Source organism: Pseudomonas sp. LB3P58 (assembly GCF_054897895.1).
The window spans coordinates 5,674,777-5,688,588 of the sequence record NZ_JBUBVE010000001.1 but is presented as its reverse complement, the minus strand read 5'-3'; the positions used below and the strand labels follow the sequence as shown (position 1 = coordinate 5,688,588).

General features: G+C 59.7%; 13 protein-coding genes. 10 read left to right on the top strand and 3 right to left on the bottom strand.

The features are described 5' to 3' along the window. Positions 1-185: 185 nt before the first annotated feature. From ACYZTZ_RS26550 to ACYZTZ_RS26535, 4 genes are all read left to right on the top strand, one after another. A complete protein-coding gene (locus ACYZTZ_RS26550; RefSeq protein ID WP_462000146.1) occupies positions 186-1,580 on the top strand; it encodes an FAD-binding oxidoreductase in 1,395 nt (464 codons plus the stop codon). 37 nt (positions 1,581-1,617) lie between these two features. Next, on the top strand, positions 1,618-2,283 hold the full coding sequence (locus ACYZTZ_RS26545) for a fumarylacetoacetate hydrolase family protein (RefSeq protein ID WP_462000145.1): 666 nt from the start codon (positions 1,618-1,620) through the stop codon (positions 2,281-2,283). Between the two features lie 258 nt (positions 2,284-2,541). Next, on the top strand, positions 2,542-3,471 hold the full coding sequence (locus tag ACYZTZ_RS26540; RefSeq protein ID WP_462000144.1) for an SdiA-regulated domain-containing protein: 930 nt from the start codon (positions 2,542-2,544) through the stop codon (positions 3,469-3,471). Positions 3,472-3,478: 7 nt separating this feature from the next. Continuing rightward, a complete protein-coding gene (locus tag ACYZTZ_RS26535; protein ID WP_462000143.1) occupies positions 3,479-4,396 on the top strand; it encodes an SdiA-regulated domain-containing protein in 918 nt (305 codons plus the stop codon). A 143-nt stretch (positions 4,397-4,539) separates the two neighbouring features. Here the strand turns inward: ACYZTZ_RS26535 and rpiA are convergent, their stop codons facing one another. Further along, entirely contained in the window at positions 4,540-5,214 is a 675-nt protein-coding gene (rpiA, locus tag ACYZTZ_RS26530; protein WP_111448403.1) for a ribose-5-phosphate isomerase RpiA, read from the bottom strand. 147 nt (positions 5,215-5,361) lie between these two features. On the opposite strand from rpiA, the gene ilvA reads away from it, so the two are divergent. Beyond that, complete coding sequence (ilvA, locus tag ACYZTZ_RS26525; RefSeq protein ID WP_462000142.1) at positions 5,362-6,876, top strand: threonine ammonia-lyase, biosynthetic; 1,515 nt, start codon at positions 5,362-5,364, stop codon at positions 6,874-6,876. A 39-nt stretch (positions 6,877-6,915) separates the two neighbouring features. Further along, positions 6,916-7,341 (top strand): DUF2269 domain-containing protein, encoded by a 426-nt coding sequence (locus ACYZTZ_RS26520; RefSeq protein WP_462000141.1) that lies wholly within the window; start codon positions 6,916-6,918, stop codon positions 7,339-7,341. A gap of 122 nt (positions 7,342-7,463) precedes the next feature. Here the strand turns inward: ACYZTZ_RS26520 and ACYZTZ_RS26515 are convergent, their stop codons facing one another. Further along, positions 7,464-8,120, bottom strand: coding sequence for a histidinol-phosphatase (locus tag ACYZTZ_RS26515; protein ID WP_462000140.1), 657 nt, complete (start codon positions 8,118-8,120; stop codon positions 7,464-7,466). 143 nt (positions 8,121-8,263) lie between these two features. Between ACYZTZ_RS26515 and ACYZTZ_RS26510 the strand changes: the two genes are divergently transcribed. Both ACYZTZ_RS26510 and ptsP read left to right on the top strand, forming a co-directional pair. Then, entirely contained in the window at positions 8,264-8,743 is a 480-nt protein-coding gene (locus ACYZTZ_RS26510) for an RNA pyrophosphohydrolase (RefSeq protein ID WP_008150514.1), read from the top strand. Positions 8,744-8,765: 22 nt separating this feature from the next. Further along, positions 8,766-11,045: a phosphoenolpyruvate--protein phosphotransferase gene (gene ptsP / locus ACYZTZ_RS26505; protein ID WP_056738869.1), complete on the top strand. Its 2,280-nt coding sequence runs from the start codon at positions 8,766-8,768 to the stop codon at positions 11,043-11,045. 209 nt (positions 11,046-11,254) lie between these two features. On the opposite strand, the gene ACYZTZ_RS26500 is transcribed toward ptsP, so the two are convergent. Further along, entirely contained in the window at positions 11,255-12,001 is a 747-nt protein-coding gene (locus tag ACYZTZ_RS26500; RefSeq protein WP_462000139.1) for an NRDE family protein, read from the bottom strand. A 120-nt stretch (positions 12,002-12,121) separates the two neighbouring features. Between ACYZTZ_RS26500 and ACYZTZ_RS26495 the strand changes: the two genes are divergently transcribed. Both ACYZTZ_RS26495 and lgt read left to right on the top strand, forming a co-directional pair. After that, positions 12,122-12,904 (top strand): sulfite exporter TauE/SafE family protein, encoded by a 783-nt coding sequence (locus ACYZTZ_RS26495; protein WP_033060544.1) that lies wholly within the window; start codon positions 12,122-12,124, stop codon positions 12,902-12,904. An 83-nt stretch (positions 12,905-12,987) separates the two neighbouring features. Next, positions 12,988-13,794: a prolipoprotein diacylglyceryl transferase gene (lgt, locus tag ACYZTZ_RS26490; protein ID WP_056738876.1), complete on the top strand. Its 807-nt coding sequence runs from the start codon at positions 12,988-12,990 to the stop codon at positions 13,792-13,794. Positions 13,795-13,812 lie beyond the last annotated feature (18 nt).

The window sequence follows — 13,812 nt, the reverse complement described above, 5'->3', positions numbered from 1 at the left end:
GGAGAAAAATGGCAGGAAATGGTCAACAGATGCTGACCCGGACGGCAAGAAGGCCGTCGCCACAGAATAGCCGTTGGGCACTATCCTGCGGGGTCGGTATGCTAGCATATGCACCCCGCTAAACACTCATTCCTGCGACGTGAAGCGTTCTCAGGATGACCATGAATTGTTCGAGAGTTCTGTCGATGACCAATCCTGCCCTGATTGAAGAGCTGAAGACCCTGGTTGAGCCTGGCAAGGTGCTGACCGATGCCGACTCCCTGAATGCTTACGGTAAGGATTGGACCAAGCATTTCGCCCCGGCCCCGACCGCCATCGTGTTCCCCAAGACCACCGAGCAGGTCCAGGCCATTGTCCGTTGGGCCAATGAGCACAAAATTGCACTGGTGCCATCCGGCGGTCGTACCGGGCTGTCCGCCGCGGCCGTGGCTGCCAATGGCGAAGTCGTTGTGTCCTTCGACTACATGAACCAGATCCTCGACGTGAACATGACCGACCGCACCGCGGTCTGCCAGCCGGGTGTGGTGACTGAACACTTGCAGAACGTCGCCGAAGAAAAAGGCCTGTACTACCCGGTGGATTTCGCCTCCGCAGGTTCGAGCCAGATTGGCGGCAATATCGGCACCAATGCCGGCGGGATCAAGGTGATTCGCTACGGCATGACCCGTAACTGGGTGGCCGGCATGAAAGTCGTCACCGGCAAAGGCGATCTGCTGGAACTGAACAAAGACCTGATCAAGAACGCTACCGGCTACGACCTGCGTCAGCTGTTCATTGGCGCTGAAGGCACCCTCGGTTTCGTGGTCGAAGCCACCATGCGTCTGGATCGTGCCCCGAAAAACCTCACCGCGATGGTCCTCGGCACTACCGATTTCGACTCGATCATGCCGGTACTGCACGCGTTCCAGAGCAAACTCGACCTGACCGCATTCGAATTCTTCTCCGATAAAGCCTTGGCCAAGGTCATGGGACGGGGCGACGTGCCAGCGCCATTCGAAACAGATTGCCCGTTCTACGCATTGCTGGAATTCGAAGCGACCACCGAAGAAGTGGCCAACCACGCCCTGGAAACCTTCGAGCACTGCGTCGAGCAGGGCTGGGTGCTGGACGGCGTGATGAGTCAGAGCGAAACCCAGCTGCAGAACCTCTGGAAGCTGCGCGAATACATCTCCGAGACCATTTCCCACTGGACGCCGTACAAGAACGACATTTCGGTCACTGTGTCGAAAGTCCCAGCGTTCCTGAAGGAAATCGACGCGATCGTCGGCGAACACTACCCGGATTTCGAAATCGTCTGGTTCGGCCACATCGGCGACGGCAACCTGCACTTGAACATCCTCAAGCCGGAAAACCTGAGCAAGGATGAGTTCTTCGCCAAGTGCGCGACCGTCAACAAGTGGGTGTTCGAAACCGTTGAGAAGTACAACGGCTCGATTTCCGCCGAACATGGCGTGGGCATGACCAAGCGTGACTACTTGACCTACAGCCGCTCGCCGGTTGAGATCGAGTACATGAAAGCGGTCAAAGCGGTGTTCGATCCGAACGGCATCATGAACCCGGGCAAAATTTTCGCTGTTTGACTTTTGAATTTAAGAGCTGCGGAACAGGAGTCGGTCAATGAGCTATCAGCACCATTATGTCGACGGTACGCGTATTCACTTCCCGTTGGGGAAAGTGGTGTGCATCGGCCGTAACTACGCCGAACACGCCAAGGAACTGGACAACCCGGTGCCTACAGAACCGCTGCTGTTCATTAAGCCGGGCAGTTGCGTAGTGCCGCTGGAAGGTGGTTTCAGCATTCCGACCGAACGTGGCTCGGTGCATTACGAAGCGGAAATCGCGGTGTTGATCGGCAAGCCTTTGTCGACCAAGCCGAGCCGTGAAGAAGTGCTCGATGCTATCTCCGGTTTCGCTCCGGCCCTGGACCTGACCCTGCGCGACAAGCAGGCCGAGCTGAAAGCCAAGGGCCTGCCGTGGGAAATCGCCAAGTCCTTCGACGGTGCGGCGGTGATTGCGCCATTCGTGTCCGGCAGCACGTTCGCTGACCTGACCGACATCGGCATCCGCCTGACCATCAACGGCGAAGTGCGCCAGGATGGCAACAGCAGCGCGATGCTCAACCCGATCGTGCCGATGATCCAGCACATGGCCGGCTGCTTCTCGCTGCAGGCCGGTGACGTGATCCTGACGGGTACGCCGGTGGGTGTTGGTCCGCTGAATGTCGGCGATGAACTGGTGATTGAATTGCCAGGCGCCAGCAGCTTCACCAGCAGCGTCCGCTAGTCGCATCACCGCAAAAAAACTGTGGGAGCGAGCCTGCTCGCGATAGCGGTCTGTCATTCAACATCATTGTTGGATGTACTGGCCTCATCGCGAGCAGGCTCGCTCCCACATTGGTTTTTGTGTTCGGCCACAAAAGGGCTTTCCCGCCATTTCCCGTTTTTTTCACATCTTGTCCGGATAATTCCGGGACTTGCGGCGTCTTAGCCGGTCCCAATTGTGCTATTACCCTTAGCCTGAATTTCTGGAACGCATCCCTCGATGGCCACCCAACCACTGCCCAAGCTTAAAACTGCCCGCCGCTCGCGCTTTGTCATGCGTTGGTATTCCTGGCTTTTGCTGGTGGCAGCCATCGCGTACGGCGTTGCGTTTGCCATGCATTGGGATGACCGTGGCGTGCTCTGGTTGCGCGAGCGTTTCGAAAGCCCCGCCGAGCGTCAGGCCAGTGTCTGGCTACCGGATTACCGGGCAGTGATCGACGCCAAGCTGCTGCCGGGCATGGAAAAGGACGAAGCGTCGGACCTGGCTTACGATCCTCAGTCAAAAACCCTGTTCTCGGTGATGGGCAAGAACCCGTTCCTCGTCGAGCTGACCCTGCAGGGCGACGTGCTGCGCAAGATGCCGCTGGTGGGCTGGAGCAACCCGGAAGGGGTGACCGTGATGGGCAACGGTCTGCTGGCCATCGTCGATGAGCGCGAACACATGCTCTCCATCGTCAAGGTCGATGCCGATACCCGCGAGCTGAACATCGCCGACTTCCCGAAGTACGACCTCGGGCCTTCGAAAGACCAGAACAAGGCCTTCGAAGCCATCGTCTGGGATTCGCGCAATCAGCAAATCCTGCTGGGTGAAGAGCGTCCGCCAGCACTGTTTAGCTGGAAAAGCGATGGCAGCCAGATCCTGAAGGGCGACAAGCAAAAACTCACCAGTGATGAACTGGACATACGCAACCTCTCGGCGCTGGCCATCGACCCGCGCACTGGCCACACCCTGGTGCTGTCTGCCGATTCCCACTTGTTGCTGGAGCTGGACGAGAAGGGTGAACAGGTCAGCTTCATGACCTTGCTGGGCGGCTTCAATGGTTTGAAGAAAACCATTCCTCGCGCCGAAGGCGTGACGATGGACGAGGCGGGTACGCTGTACATGGTGAGCGAGCCGAACCTGTTCTATCGCTTCGAAAAGCAGAAATAAGGCCTGAATGCGTCGACTTGCCCGCCCCAAGCCTCTGCTTTTGATCCTGTCGGTCATAGCGTTGATCGCGCTGGTTGCGGCCGGCCAGTACCTGCGCCTGTTCGAGCGCGCCTGGTTCAATCTGTACACGCTTTGGCAGCCAACAAACGGTCAGTCCATCGCTCTGGATCAGTACCAGGTAGCGGTCGAGGCGCGAGTCATTGCTGGGCTGGACGACGATGTCTCGGCGCTGACCTTCGATCCGGTGCGCAAAAGCCTGTTCACCGTCACCAACAAAAACTCAGAGCTGATCGAACTGTCGCTGGACGGCCAGATTATTCGACGCATTGCGCTGGTCGGGTTTGGCGATCCGGAAGCCGTGGAATTCATCAGCGCCGACACTTACGTGATCGCTGACGAGCGTCAGCAACGGCTGATCAAGATTCATCTGGAGAACGACACAACGTTCCTCGACGCAGCGGATGCCGAGCAGATGACCCTTGGCGTGCACATGAGCGGCAACAAGGGCTTCGAAGGCCTGGCTTACGACTCGGTGGGCAAGCGGTTGTTTGTCGCCAAGGAACGCGACCCGATGTTGATCTACGAAGTGCACGGCTTTCCGCATTACAACCCGGAAAAATCCTACGCGGTGCACGTAGTGAACAACCCCAAGCGCGATGCGGGGATGTTCGTGCGAGACCTGTCCAGCCTGCAATACGACGAGCGCAGCGGCCATCTGTTGGCGTTGTCGGATGAGTCGCGGCTGATTCTGGAACTCGATGTGGACGGGCGACCGCTGAGCACCCTGTCACTGAACAAGGGGCGTCAGGGGTTGCAGAAGACGGTGCCACAAGCGGAAGGGATCGCCATGGATGACGACGGTACGATGTACCTGGTGAGCGAGCCGAACCTGTTCTACGTCTTCAAAAAACCAGCACAAAACTAACAAGCACCACAAAACAACTGTGGGAGCGAGCTTGCTCGCGATATCGGTTTGTCATTCAACATCTCTGTCGACTGACATGGCCTCATCGCGAGCAAGCTCGCTCCCACAGGGGAATCAGTTCCAATCACAAATCTGTGTTGGGCTTATTGGGCGCGGAGGGTTTTCACGCCTTCGCTGGTGCCCAGCAGCAGCAAATCCGCTGGACGAGCTGCGAACAACCCATTGGTGACCACGCCGACGATGGCGTTGATTTGCGTCTCCAGCTCCACCGGGTTGGTGATCTGCATGTTGAACACGTCGAGAATGATGTTGCCGTTGTCGGTCAGCACGCCTTCACGGTAGACCGGGTCGCCGCCCAGCTTCACCAGTTCGCGGGCCACGTGGCTGCGGGCCATCGGGATCACTTCCACCGGCAGCGGGAACGCACCGAGTACCGGCACCAGTTTGCTGGCGTCGGCGATGCAGATGAAGGTCTTGGCCACGGCCGCCACAATCTTCTCGCGGGTCAGGGCTGCGCCGCCGCCCTTGATCAGGTTCAGGTGCTCGTCGCTTTCATCGGCGCCGTCGACGTAGAACTCCAGGTCGCTGACAGTGTTCAGCTCATACACCGGAATGCCGTGGCCCTTGAGGCGGGCAGCGGTGGCTTCGGAACTGGCGACCGCGCCGTCGAACGCGCCTTTGTGCTTGGCCAGTGCGTCGATGAAGCAGTTGGCGGTGGAGCCGGTGCCGACCCCGACGATGCTCTTGTCGTCGAGTTTCGGAAGGATGAAGTCGACGGCGGCCTGAGCCACTGCCTGTTTGAGTTGATCCTGGGTCATGCGGGCTCCGAAGCGGGCAAGGGGAGAACGGAAAGGTCGGCATTATAGACCCATGCCGGGCTAAAACCTCTTGATTCGTGTGGTCGCCCGGCCGAAAGCCGGGTTAGACTCCTTGGCCCTGCCCAACCCGCTCAGTGATGCTTTCCGATGCTCGAACAGTACGTCAAAAAGATCCTCACCTCGCGCGTTTATGACGTTGCCGTAGAAACCCCATTGCAGACTGCCCGCCAGCTCTCCGAGCGGCTGGGCAACAGTATTTGGCTCAAGCGCGAAGACTTGCAGCCGGTGTTCTCGTTCAAGATTCGCGGCGCCTACAACAAGCTCACGCAGCTTTCCGATGAAGAGCGCGCTCGCGGTGTCGTCACTGCTTCGGCGGGCAACCATGCGCAAGGCCTGGCCCTGGCGGCGAAAGTGTTGGGCGTGAAAGCGACCATCGTGATGCCCAAGACCACCCCGGAAATCAAAGTCGAAGGCGTGCGTTCCCGTGGCGGAAAAGTGGTGCTGCACGGGGATTCGTTCCCGGAAGCCCTGGCTTACTCGCTGAAACTGGTCGACGAAAAAGGCTACGTCTACATCCACCCTTACGACGATCCCCACACCATTGCCGGGCAGGGCACAGTGGCAATGGAGATTCTGCGCCAGCACCCTGGCCGTCTGGACGCGATCTTCGTCCCGGTGGGCGGTGGCGGGTTGATCGCCGGGATCGCGGCGTACGTGAAGTACTTGCGGCCTGAAATCAAAATCATCGGCGTCGAGCCAGACGATTCCAACTGCCTTCAAGCCGCCATGGCCGCTGGCGAGCGCGTGATCCTGCCGACCGTGGGCCTCTTCGCCGATGGCGTCGCAGTGGCGCAGATCGGTCAGCACACCTTTGAGATCTGCAAAGACTATGTCGATGAAGTGATCACCGTCAGCACCGATGAAATCTGCGCGGCGATCAAGGACATCTACGACGATACCCGCTCGATCACTGAACCTGCCGGCGCCTTGGGCGTGGCCGGGATCAAGAAATACGTCGAGCAACGCGGCGTCACCGGGCATACCTTCGTGGCCATCGACTCCGGCGCCAACGTCAACTTCGACCGCCTGCGCCACGTTGCCGAGCGCGCCGAACTGGGCGAGGGGCGCGAAGCGATTATCGCCGTGACCATCCCCGAGAAGCCGGGCAGCTTCAAGGCGTTCTGTGAAGCCATCGGCAAGCGCCAGATCACCGAATTCAACTACCGCTACAACACCGGCAGCGAGGCGCACATCTTTGTTGGCGTGCAGACGCACCCGGAAAACGATCCGCGCAGTGCGCTGCTGGCCAGTCTGACCGAGCAGGGTTTCCCGGTACTCGACCTGACCGACAACGAGTTGGCCAAGTTGCACATCCGCCACATGGTCGGCGGCCGTGCGGCTCATGTGGTTGATGAAGTGATTCTGCGCTTCGAATTCCCGGAGCGTCCGGGTGCGCTGTTCAACTTCCTCAACAAGCTCGGCGGGCGCTGGAACATCTCGATGTTCCACTACCGCAACCATGGCGCAGCGGATGGTCGTGTGGTCGCGGGGCTGCAAGTGCCTCACGATGAACGTCATCTGGTGCCCGCAGCGCTGGAAGAAATCGGCTACCCGTACTGGGACGAAAGCGACAACCCGGCCTATCAGCTGTTTCTCGGCTGAGCGGCTACGCTGATGGCCAGGCCATAAGGAAATCGAACAATGGAAACGTTAACCGCCCTGAAAGTCGCTCATATGGTGGCGACGGTGTTGCTGCTGGTCAGCGCACTGGGTCTGGCGATCTGGGTCTGGCGCACGCGACGCAACGGTGATGCGACTGCTCCTGCGCGGACCTTGCAGCGGCCGCGGGTTTTTATCTGGCTGGTGATGGGCCTGGCGCTGCTGAGCATGCCGTTTACCGGCTGGTGGATGGTGCATCTGGTGGGCTGGCCGTTGGGGCAGACGTGGTTGCTGGCTTCCAGTGTGCTTTACACCGTCGCGGCGTTGGGCTGGTTCTGGTTGCTGGTGCGGCTTAACAAGTTGCGCACTGCTCCGGGAGGCAACGGCAAGTTCACCTTCGCCCTTGCACTGTTCAGCTTCGTCTGTTTTATCGCCATTGCGGGGCTGATGGGCGCGAAGCCGGTTTAAGGCTTGGGACCGAGTCGGCCCCTTCGCGAGCAAGCCCGCTCCCACACTAGATCTTCAGCGAACACAGATTTTGTGTACGACGCAGATCAAATGTGGGAGCGGGCTTGCTCGCGAAGGCGATGTTAGTCGCGCAGACTGATTACCGGCCAGCCACGCTTCTCCGCTTCAGCGCGCAAGTTAGGGTCCGGATCGACAGCCACTGGATGCGTCACCTGCTCCAGCAGCGGAAAATCATTCATCGAGTCGCTGTAGAAATAGCTGCCCTCCAACGAATACCCGGTTTCTTCCAGCCAACGATTCAACCGCGTCACCTTGCCTTCGCGGAAGCACGGGACGTCGGTGCTGCGCCCGGTGTAGCGGCCATCAACCATTTCACATTCCGTGGCGATCAGGGTTTCGACACCCAGGCGCTGGGCAATCGGCCCGGTAACAAAACGGTTTGTGGCGGTGATGATCACCAGTTTGTCACCCGCCTCGCGGTGCTTGGCCAGCAGTTCGAGACCCTTGGGCAACACGATCGGCTCAATGCAATCGCGCATGTAATCCTGGTGCCATTGATCCAGCGTGGCCATCTCGGTGCGGCCGAGCACTTCCAGACAAAAGTTCAGGTAGGCATCGTTATCCAGCTTGCCAGCCAGGTAATCCTGATAGAACTCGTCGTTGCGCGCCTTGTAGGCGACGGCGTCGAGGAAGCCGCGTTCGCACAGGTAATCGCCCCAGGCGTGGTCACTGTCACCGCCCAAGAGCGTGTTGTCCAAGTCGAATAAAGCCAGCCGCATTGCAGTTACTCGCTGAAAAGTCTGTAGAAAGGCGTCCAGAATACGGACTTTTCACAAGAGTGCACATAAGGTAGACCGGCTCGTTGCTGCTATCACAACCTTTGTGGAACAATGCGGCGACATGCGTTTGCGAGGTTGTTGCCGTGATCGACCCCGATGGTTTCCGCCCCAATGTCGGGATCATTCTCACGAATGATGCCGGACAGGTGCTATGGGCTCGCCGTATCAATCAAGATGCCTGGCAGTTTCCACAGGGCGGGATCAACCCCCAGGAGACGCCGGAAGACGCCTTGTACCGCGAGTTGAACGAAGAAGTGGGGCTTGAGCGCGAAGATGTTGAAATTCTCGCCTGCACCCGGGGCTGGTTGCGCTATCGTTTGCCGCAACGTCTGGTCAGGACGCACAGCCAACCGCTGTGCATCGGCCAGAAACAGAAATGGTTTCTCCTGCGCCTGGTCTCCAACGAGCAGCGGGTGCGGATGGATTTGACCGGTAAACCGGAATTCGATGGCTGGCGCTGGGTCAGTTATTGGTATCCGTTGGGCCAGGTGGTGACATTCAAGCGCGAAGTGTATCGACGCGCTCTCAAAGAGCTTGCCCCGCGCCTTTTATCGCGCGACTGACGACGGAGTTCGACCCCGAGCCATGCTCAATACGCTGCGCAAGATCGTCCAGGAAGTTAACTCCGCCAAGGATCTCAAGGCGGCGTTGGGGATTATTGTGTTGCGCGTCAAAGAGGCCATGGGCAGCCAGGTCTGCTCGGTCTACCTGCTTGACCCTGAAACCAACCGCTTCGTGCTGATGGCCACCGAGGGCTTGAACAAGCGCTCGATCGGCAAAGTCAGCATGGCACCCAACGAAGGTCTGGTTGGCCTGGTCGGCACGCGTGAAGAACCCCTGAACCTCGAAAACGCCGCGGATCACCCGCGCTACCGCTACTTCGCCGAGACCGGTGAAGAGCGCTACGCCTCATTCCTCGGGGCGCCGATCATTCACCACCGCCGCGTTGTCGGCGTGTTGGTCATTCAGCAAAAAGAACGTCGCCAGTTCGACGAAGGTGAAGAAGCCTTCCTCGTGACCATGAGCGCGCAGCTCGCCGGCGTTATCGCCCACGCCGAAGCCACCGGTTCGATCCGGGGCCTGGGCCGTCAGGGCAAGGGCATTCAGGAAGCCAAGTTCATCGGCGTACCGGGTTCGCCGGGTGCTGCGGTCGGTACCGCGGTGGTCATGCTGCCGCCGGCCGATCTGGACGTGGTGCCCGACAAAACCATCACCGACATCACCGCCGAACTCGGGCTGTTCAAGACCGCCATCGAAGGCGTGCGCGCCGACATGCGCGCCTTGTCCGCCAAGCTGGCGAACCAGTTGCGCCCGGAAGAGCGCGCGCTGTTCGATGTCTACTTGATGATGCTCGACGATGCCTCGCTCGGCAGCGAAATCACCACCGTGATCAAGACCGGTCAGTGGGCCCAGGGCGCGTTGCGTCAGGTGGTCACCGAACACGTCAACCGTTTCGAATTGATGGACGACGCCTACCTGCGTGAGCGCGCCTCCGACGTCAAAGACCTCGGCCGGCGCTTGCTGGCTTATCTGCAGGAAGAGCGTCAACAGACCCTGGTCTACCCCGACAACACCATCCTGATCAGCGAAGAACTGACGCCGGCAATGCTCGGCGAAGTGCCGGAAGGCAAGCTGGTCGGTCTGGTGTCGGTACTCGGTTCCGGCAACTCCCACGTGGCGATCCTGGCGCGAGCCATGGGTATCCCGACGGTGATGGGCCTGGTCGACTTGCCGTATTCCAAGGTCGACGGCATCCAGATGATCGTCGACGGCTACCACGGCGAGGTCTACACCAACCCCAGCGAAGTGCTGCGCAAGCAGTTCGCCGAAGTGGTCGAGGAAGAGAAGCAACTGGCCCTCGGGCTGGATGCGCTGCGGGACTTGCCGTGCGTGACCCTCGATGGCCACCGCATGCCGCTGTGGGTCAACACCGGCCTGCTGGCGGACGTGGCGCGGGCGCAGAAGCGTGGCGCTGAGGGTGTCGGTCTGTACCGCACCGAAGTGCCGTTCATGATCAACCAGCGCTTCCCGAGTGAAAAAGAGCAGCTGGCGATTTATCGCGAGCAGCTCGCCGCGTTCCACCCACAACCGGTGACCATGCGTAGCCTGGACATTGGTGGCGACAAGTCGCTGTCGTACTTCCCGATCAAGGAAGACAACCCGTTCCTCGGCTGGCGCGGTATTCGCGTCACGCTCGACCACCCGGAAATCTTCCTGGTGCAGACCCGCGCCATGCTCAAGGCTAGCGAAGGCTTGAACAACCTGCGGATTCTGCTGCCGATGATCTCCGGCACCCACGAGCTGGAAGAAGCCCTGCACCTGATTCACCGGGCCTGGGGCGAAGTCCGCGACGAAGGCTGCGATGTGCCTATGCCGCCGATCGGCGTGATGATCGAAATTCCGGCGGCGGTTTATCAGACCAAGGAACTGGCGCGGCAAGTGGACTTCCTGTCGGTCGGTTCCAACGACCTGACCCAGTACCTGCTGGCGGTGGATCGAAACAACCCGCGGGTAGCCGACCTCTACGACTACCTGCACCCAGCGGTGCTGCAAGCCCTTCAGAGCGTGGTGCGTGATGCTCATGCCGAAGGCAAGCCAGTGAGTATCTGCGGTGAAATGGCCGGTGACCCGGCGGCGGCGGTGCTGTTGATGGCGATGGGCTTCGACAGCCTGTCGATGAACGCCACCAACTTACCGAAAGTGAAGTGGATGTTGCGTCAGATCAACCTGAGCAAGGCCAAGGAATTGCTCGCCGAACTGATGACCATCGACAACCCGCAAGTTATCCACAGCTCGCTGCAACTGGCGCTGAAGAACCTTGGGTTGGCGCGGATGATTAATCCGGCTTCGGCCAAGACCCTCTAAACCTGCGGTGGATTCAGAAGCCACCCCTCACCCCAACCCTCTCCCCAAGGGGGCGAGGGGGAAAGGGAGCCGATCTCCATGCTGTTCAAACCCTGAGCTCGACTCGATTTCCTCGGTCGCAAAATATCAAAAAAACAACTCGGTCAGTCCCCTCTACCCCCTGGGGAGAGGGTTAGGGTGAGGGGTGGTTCTAACTGACACCTCACAATCTAAACCCGCACCTCTACCTCCCCCAAATGCCCGCCATACGGCCCAAAACTCCGCTCAACCATCCACCGCGTCCCATCCGCCTGAACAATCAACGCCGTACTCGCCCGGGTCCCATAAGTCGGACTGGCAATAAACACACTCGACAGCAACGTCTCGGTGGCCAACCCGACCCCGGTATCCGGCAATTCGGCAAATGGCGCCGTCTGCGGATCATTCAGCAGCGCCAATAAAGCCTGGGGTTGCGGATCGTCCAGCACTTCCTCCAGCGCTGCCCGCGCCTTGAGCAGTTTCGGCCACGGCGTATCCAGCCCCGCGTTCGACAACCCATAAACCCCCGGTGGCAGCATCACCGCCTCAGTCTCCCGGGCATTGAAGTGCCACAGTTCGTTGGCATTACCGATCAGCAGATTAAATCCGGCATATTCCAGCGAACGTCCGCCAACGTCCGCCAAGTAGTCATCTATCGACATGTCGCCGGTCAGGAATCTCGCCACCAGTTCACCCCGCGACTTGCGTGCGGGCGGCTGGTGCGGATCGCGGATGTTGGTCAGTGCGGCGAAGCGTCCATTGGCGCCAACACCGAGCCAGGTGCCTCCCGCCTCCAGATCACGACCGGCATGCACGTGCGGTGCTTCGGGCCATTGCGCCAGGGGCAAGCTGGGCCGGGCATAGAATTCGTCGCGGTTGGCCGCCACGATCAGCGGCTGGGCGTGACCCGGTCGCCAAGCGAAAACAATCAGGCACATAAGGTAGTCCTTGTGTGTTTTCTGCCCACTCTACTCAGTCATCGTGTGGGTATCCATCGCCATCCAGTGGAGCTTGAGGCCATGCATCCGTTACCATGCCGCTCTCATTTGGGGATGCGCATGGAATTTCTGCTCTATCTGGCGCTCGGCGCCTGTGCAGGTGTGCTGGCCGGGCTGTTCGGGGTCGGCGGCGGGATCATTATCGTTCCGGTGCTGGTTTACAGTTTCAAGCTGCAAGGGTTCGATCCGTCGATCCTCACGCACCTGGCGGTCGGCACGTCCCTGGCGACAATCATATTTACCTCGGTCAATGCGATTCGCGAACATCACCGTCGCGGTGCTGTGCGTTGGCCGATTTTTGCCTGGATGACCCTCGGTATTCTCATCGGTGCCGGTTTCGGCGCGCTGACGGCTGAAGCGATTTCCGGGCCCAACTTGCAGAAAATAATTGGCGTCTTCGCCCTGGTCATCGCTGCGCAACTGGCACTGGATTTCAAACCCAAGGCCAGCCGAACGGTCCCGGGTAAAGTCGGTCTGACCGTGGCCGGCAGTGTGATTGGCTGGGCCTCGGCGATTTTCGGGATTGGTGGCGGCTCGCTGACGGTGCCGTTTCTGACCTGGCGCAGCGTACCGATGCAGCAAGCCGTGGCGACTTCATCCGCCTGCGGCCTGCCGATTGCCTTGTCCAGTGCATTATTTTTCATGATTCTGGGCTGGCACGATCCATTGCTGCCGGCCCATAGTCTCGGTTTTGTTTATTTGCCGGCGTTGCTGGGGATCGCCCTGACCAGCATGTTCTTTGCCCGTCTCGGCGCACGATTGGCCCACAGCCTGTCGCCGAAGTTGCTGAAAAGACTGTTCGCCGCTTTGCTGTTCTGCGTGGGCCTGAACTTCTTGCTCTGACGTGTACCGCAATCCTGACTTAATCCTGGCGTGACAGCGTCGCCCGGGAATTTTGAAAGTTTCAACTCTAACAAGGAGTCGCAATGCTGCCTTACCCGCAGATCGACCCGGTGGCATTGGCCATCGGTCCGCTGAAAATCCACTGGTACGGCTTGATGTACCTGATCGGCATCGGCGGCGCCTGGCTGCTGGCATCGCGCCGGCTGAACCGCTTCGACCCGACCTGGACCAAGGAGAAACTCTCCGACATGGTGTTCTGGATGTCGATGGGCGTCATCGTCGGTGGTCGCTTGGGTTATGTGCTGTTTTACGACCTGAGCGCCTACATCGCCAATCCACTGCTGATTTTCGAAGTGTGGAAGGGCGGCATGTCGTTCCATGGCGGCTTCATCGGCGTGATGTTGGCCGCGTTGTGGTTCGGTAAAAAGAACAACAAGTCGTTCTTCCAGCTGATGGACTTCGTCGCACCGATGGTGCCGATCGGTCTGGGCGCCGGACGTATTGGCAACTTCATCAACGCCGAATTGTGGGGCAAGGCCACCGATGTGCCGTGGGCGATGGTCTTCCCGACCGATCCGGCACAACTGGCGCGTCACCCGTCGCAGCTGTACCAGTTCGCGCTTGAAGGCGTGGCGCTGTTTGCCATTCTCTGGTTGTTCTCGCGCAAGCCGCGGCCGACCATGGCGGTGTCCGGGATGTTCGCGCTGTTCTATGGCATCTTCCGTTTCATCGTCGAATTCGTCCGGGTGCCGGACGCGCAACTGGGCTATCTGGCCTGGAACTGGCTGACCATGGGTCAAGTACTTTGCGTGCCGATGATCGTCGGCGGTCTGTACCTGATCTGGCTGGCGTATCACCGTGCACCGGCGGCTCCAGCGGCGGCCGTATAAATTCGAACCCCGGGGCGA

What these genes read in the sequence shown, in the direction of transcription:
- ACYZTZ_RS26500 (WP_462000139.1), bottom strand. Translation starts at nt 12,001, where the DNA reads ATGTGCCTGATTGTTTTCGCTTGGCGACCGGGTCACGCCCAGCCGCTG.
- ACYZTZ_RS26540 (WP_462000144.1), top strand. Translation starts at nt 2,542, where the DNA reads ATGGCCACCCAACCACTGCCCAAGCTTAAAACTGCCCGCCGCTCGCGC.
- ACYZTZ_RS26495 (WP_033060544.1), top strand. Translation starts at nt 12,122, where the DNA reads ATGGAATTTCTGCTCTATCTGGCGCTCGGCGCCTGTGCAGGTGTGCTG.
- ACYZTZ_RS26550 (WP_462000146.1), top strand. Translation starts at nt 186, where the DNA reads ATGACCAATCCTGCCCTGATTGAAGAGCTGAAGACCCTGGTTGAGCCT.
- ptsP (WP_056738869.1), top strand. Translation starts at nt 8,766, where the DNA reads ATGCTCAATACGCTGCGCAAGATCGTCCAGGAAGTTAACTCCGCCAAG.
- ACYZTZ_RS26545 (WP_462000145.1), top strand. Translation starts at nt 1,618, where the DNA reads ATGAGCTATCAGCACCATTATGTCGACGGTACGCGTATTCACTTCCCG.
- lgt (WP_056738876.1), top strand. Translation starts at nt 12,988, where the DNA reads ATGCTGCCTTACCCGCAGATCGACCCGGTGGCATTGGCCATCGGTCCG.
- ACYZTZ_RS26515 (WP_462000140.1), bottom strand. Translation starts at nt 8,120, where the DNA reads ATGCGGCTGGCTTTATTCGACTTGGACAACACGCTCTTGGGCGGTGAC.
- ACYZTZ_RS26520 (WP_462000141.1), top strand. Translation starts at nt 6,916, where the DNA reads ATGGAAACGTTAACCGCCCTGAAAGTCGCTCATATGGTGGCGACGGTG.
- ACYZTZ_RS26535 (WP_462000143.1), top strand. Translation starts at nt 3,479, where the DNA reads ATGCGTCGACTTGCCCGCCCCAAGCCTCTGCTTTTGATCCTGTCGGTC.
- rpiA (WP_111448403.1), bottom strand. Translation starts at nt 5,214, where the DNA reads ATGACCCAGGATCAACTCAAACAGGCAGTGGCTCAGGCCGCCGTCGAC.
- ilvA (WP_462000142.1), top strand. Translation starts at nt 5,362, where the DNA reads ATGCTCGAACAGTACGTCAAAAAGATCCTCACCTCGCGCGTTTATGAC.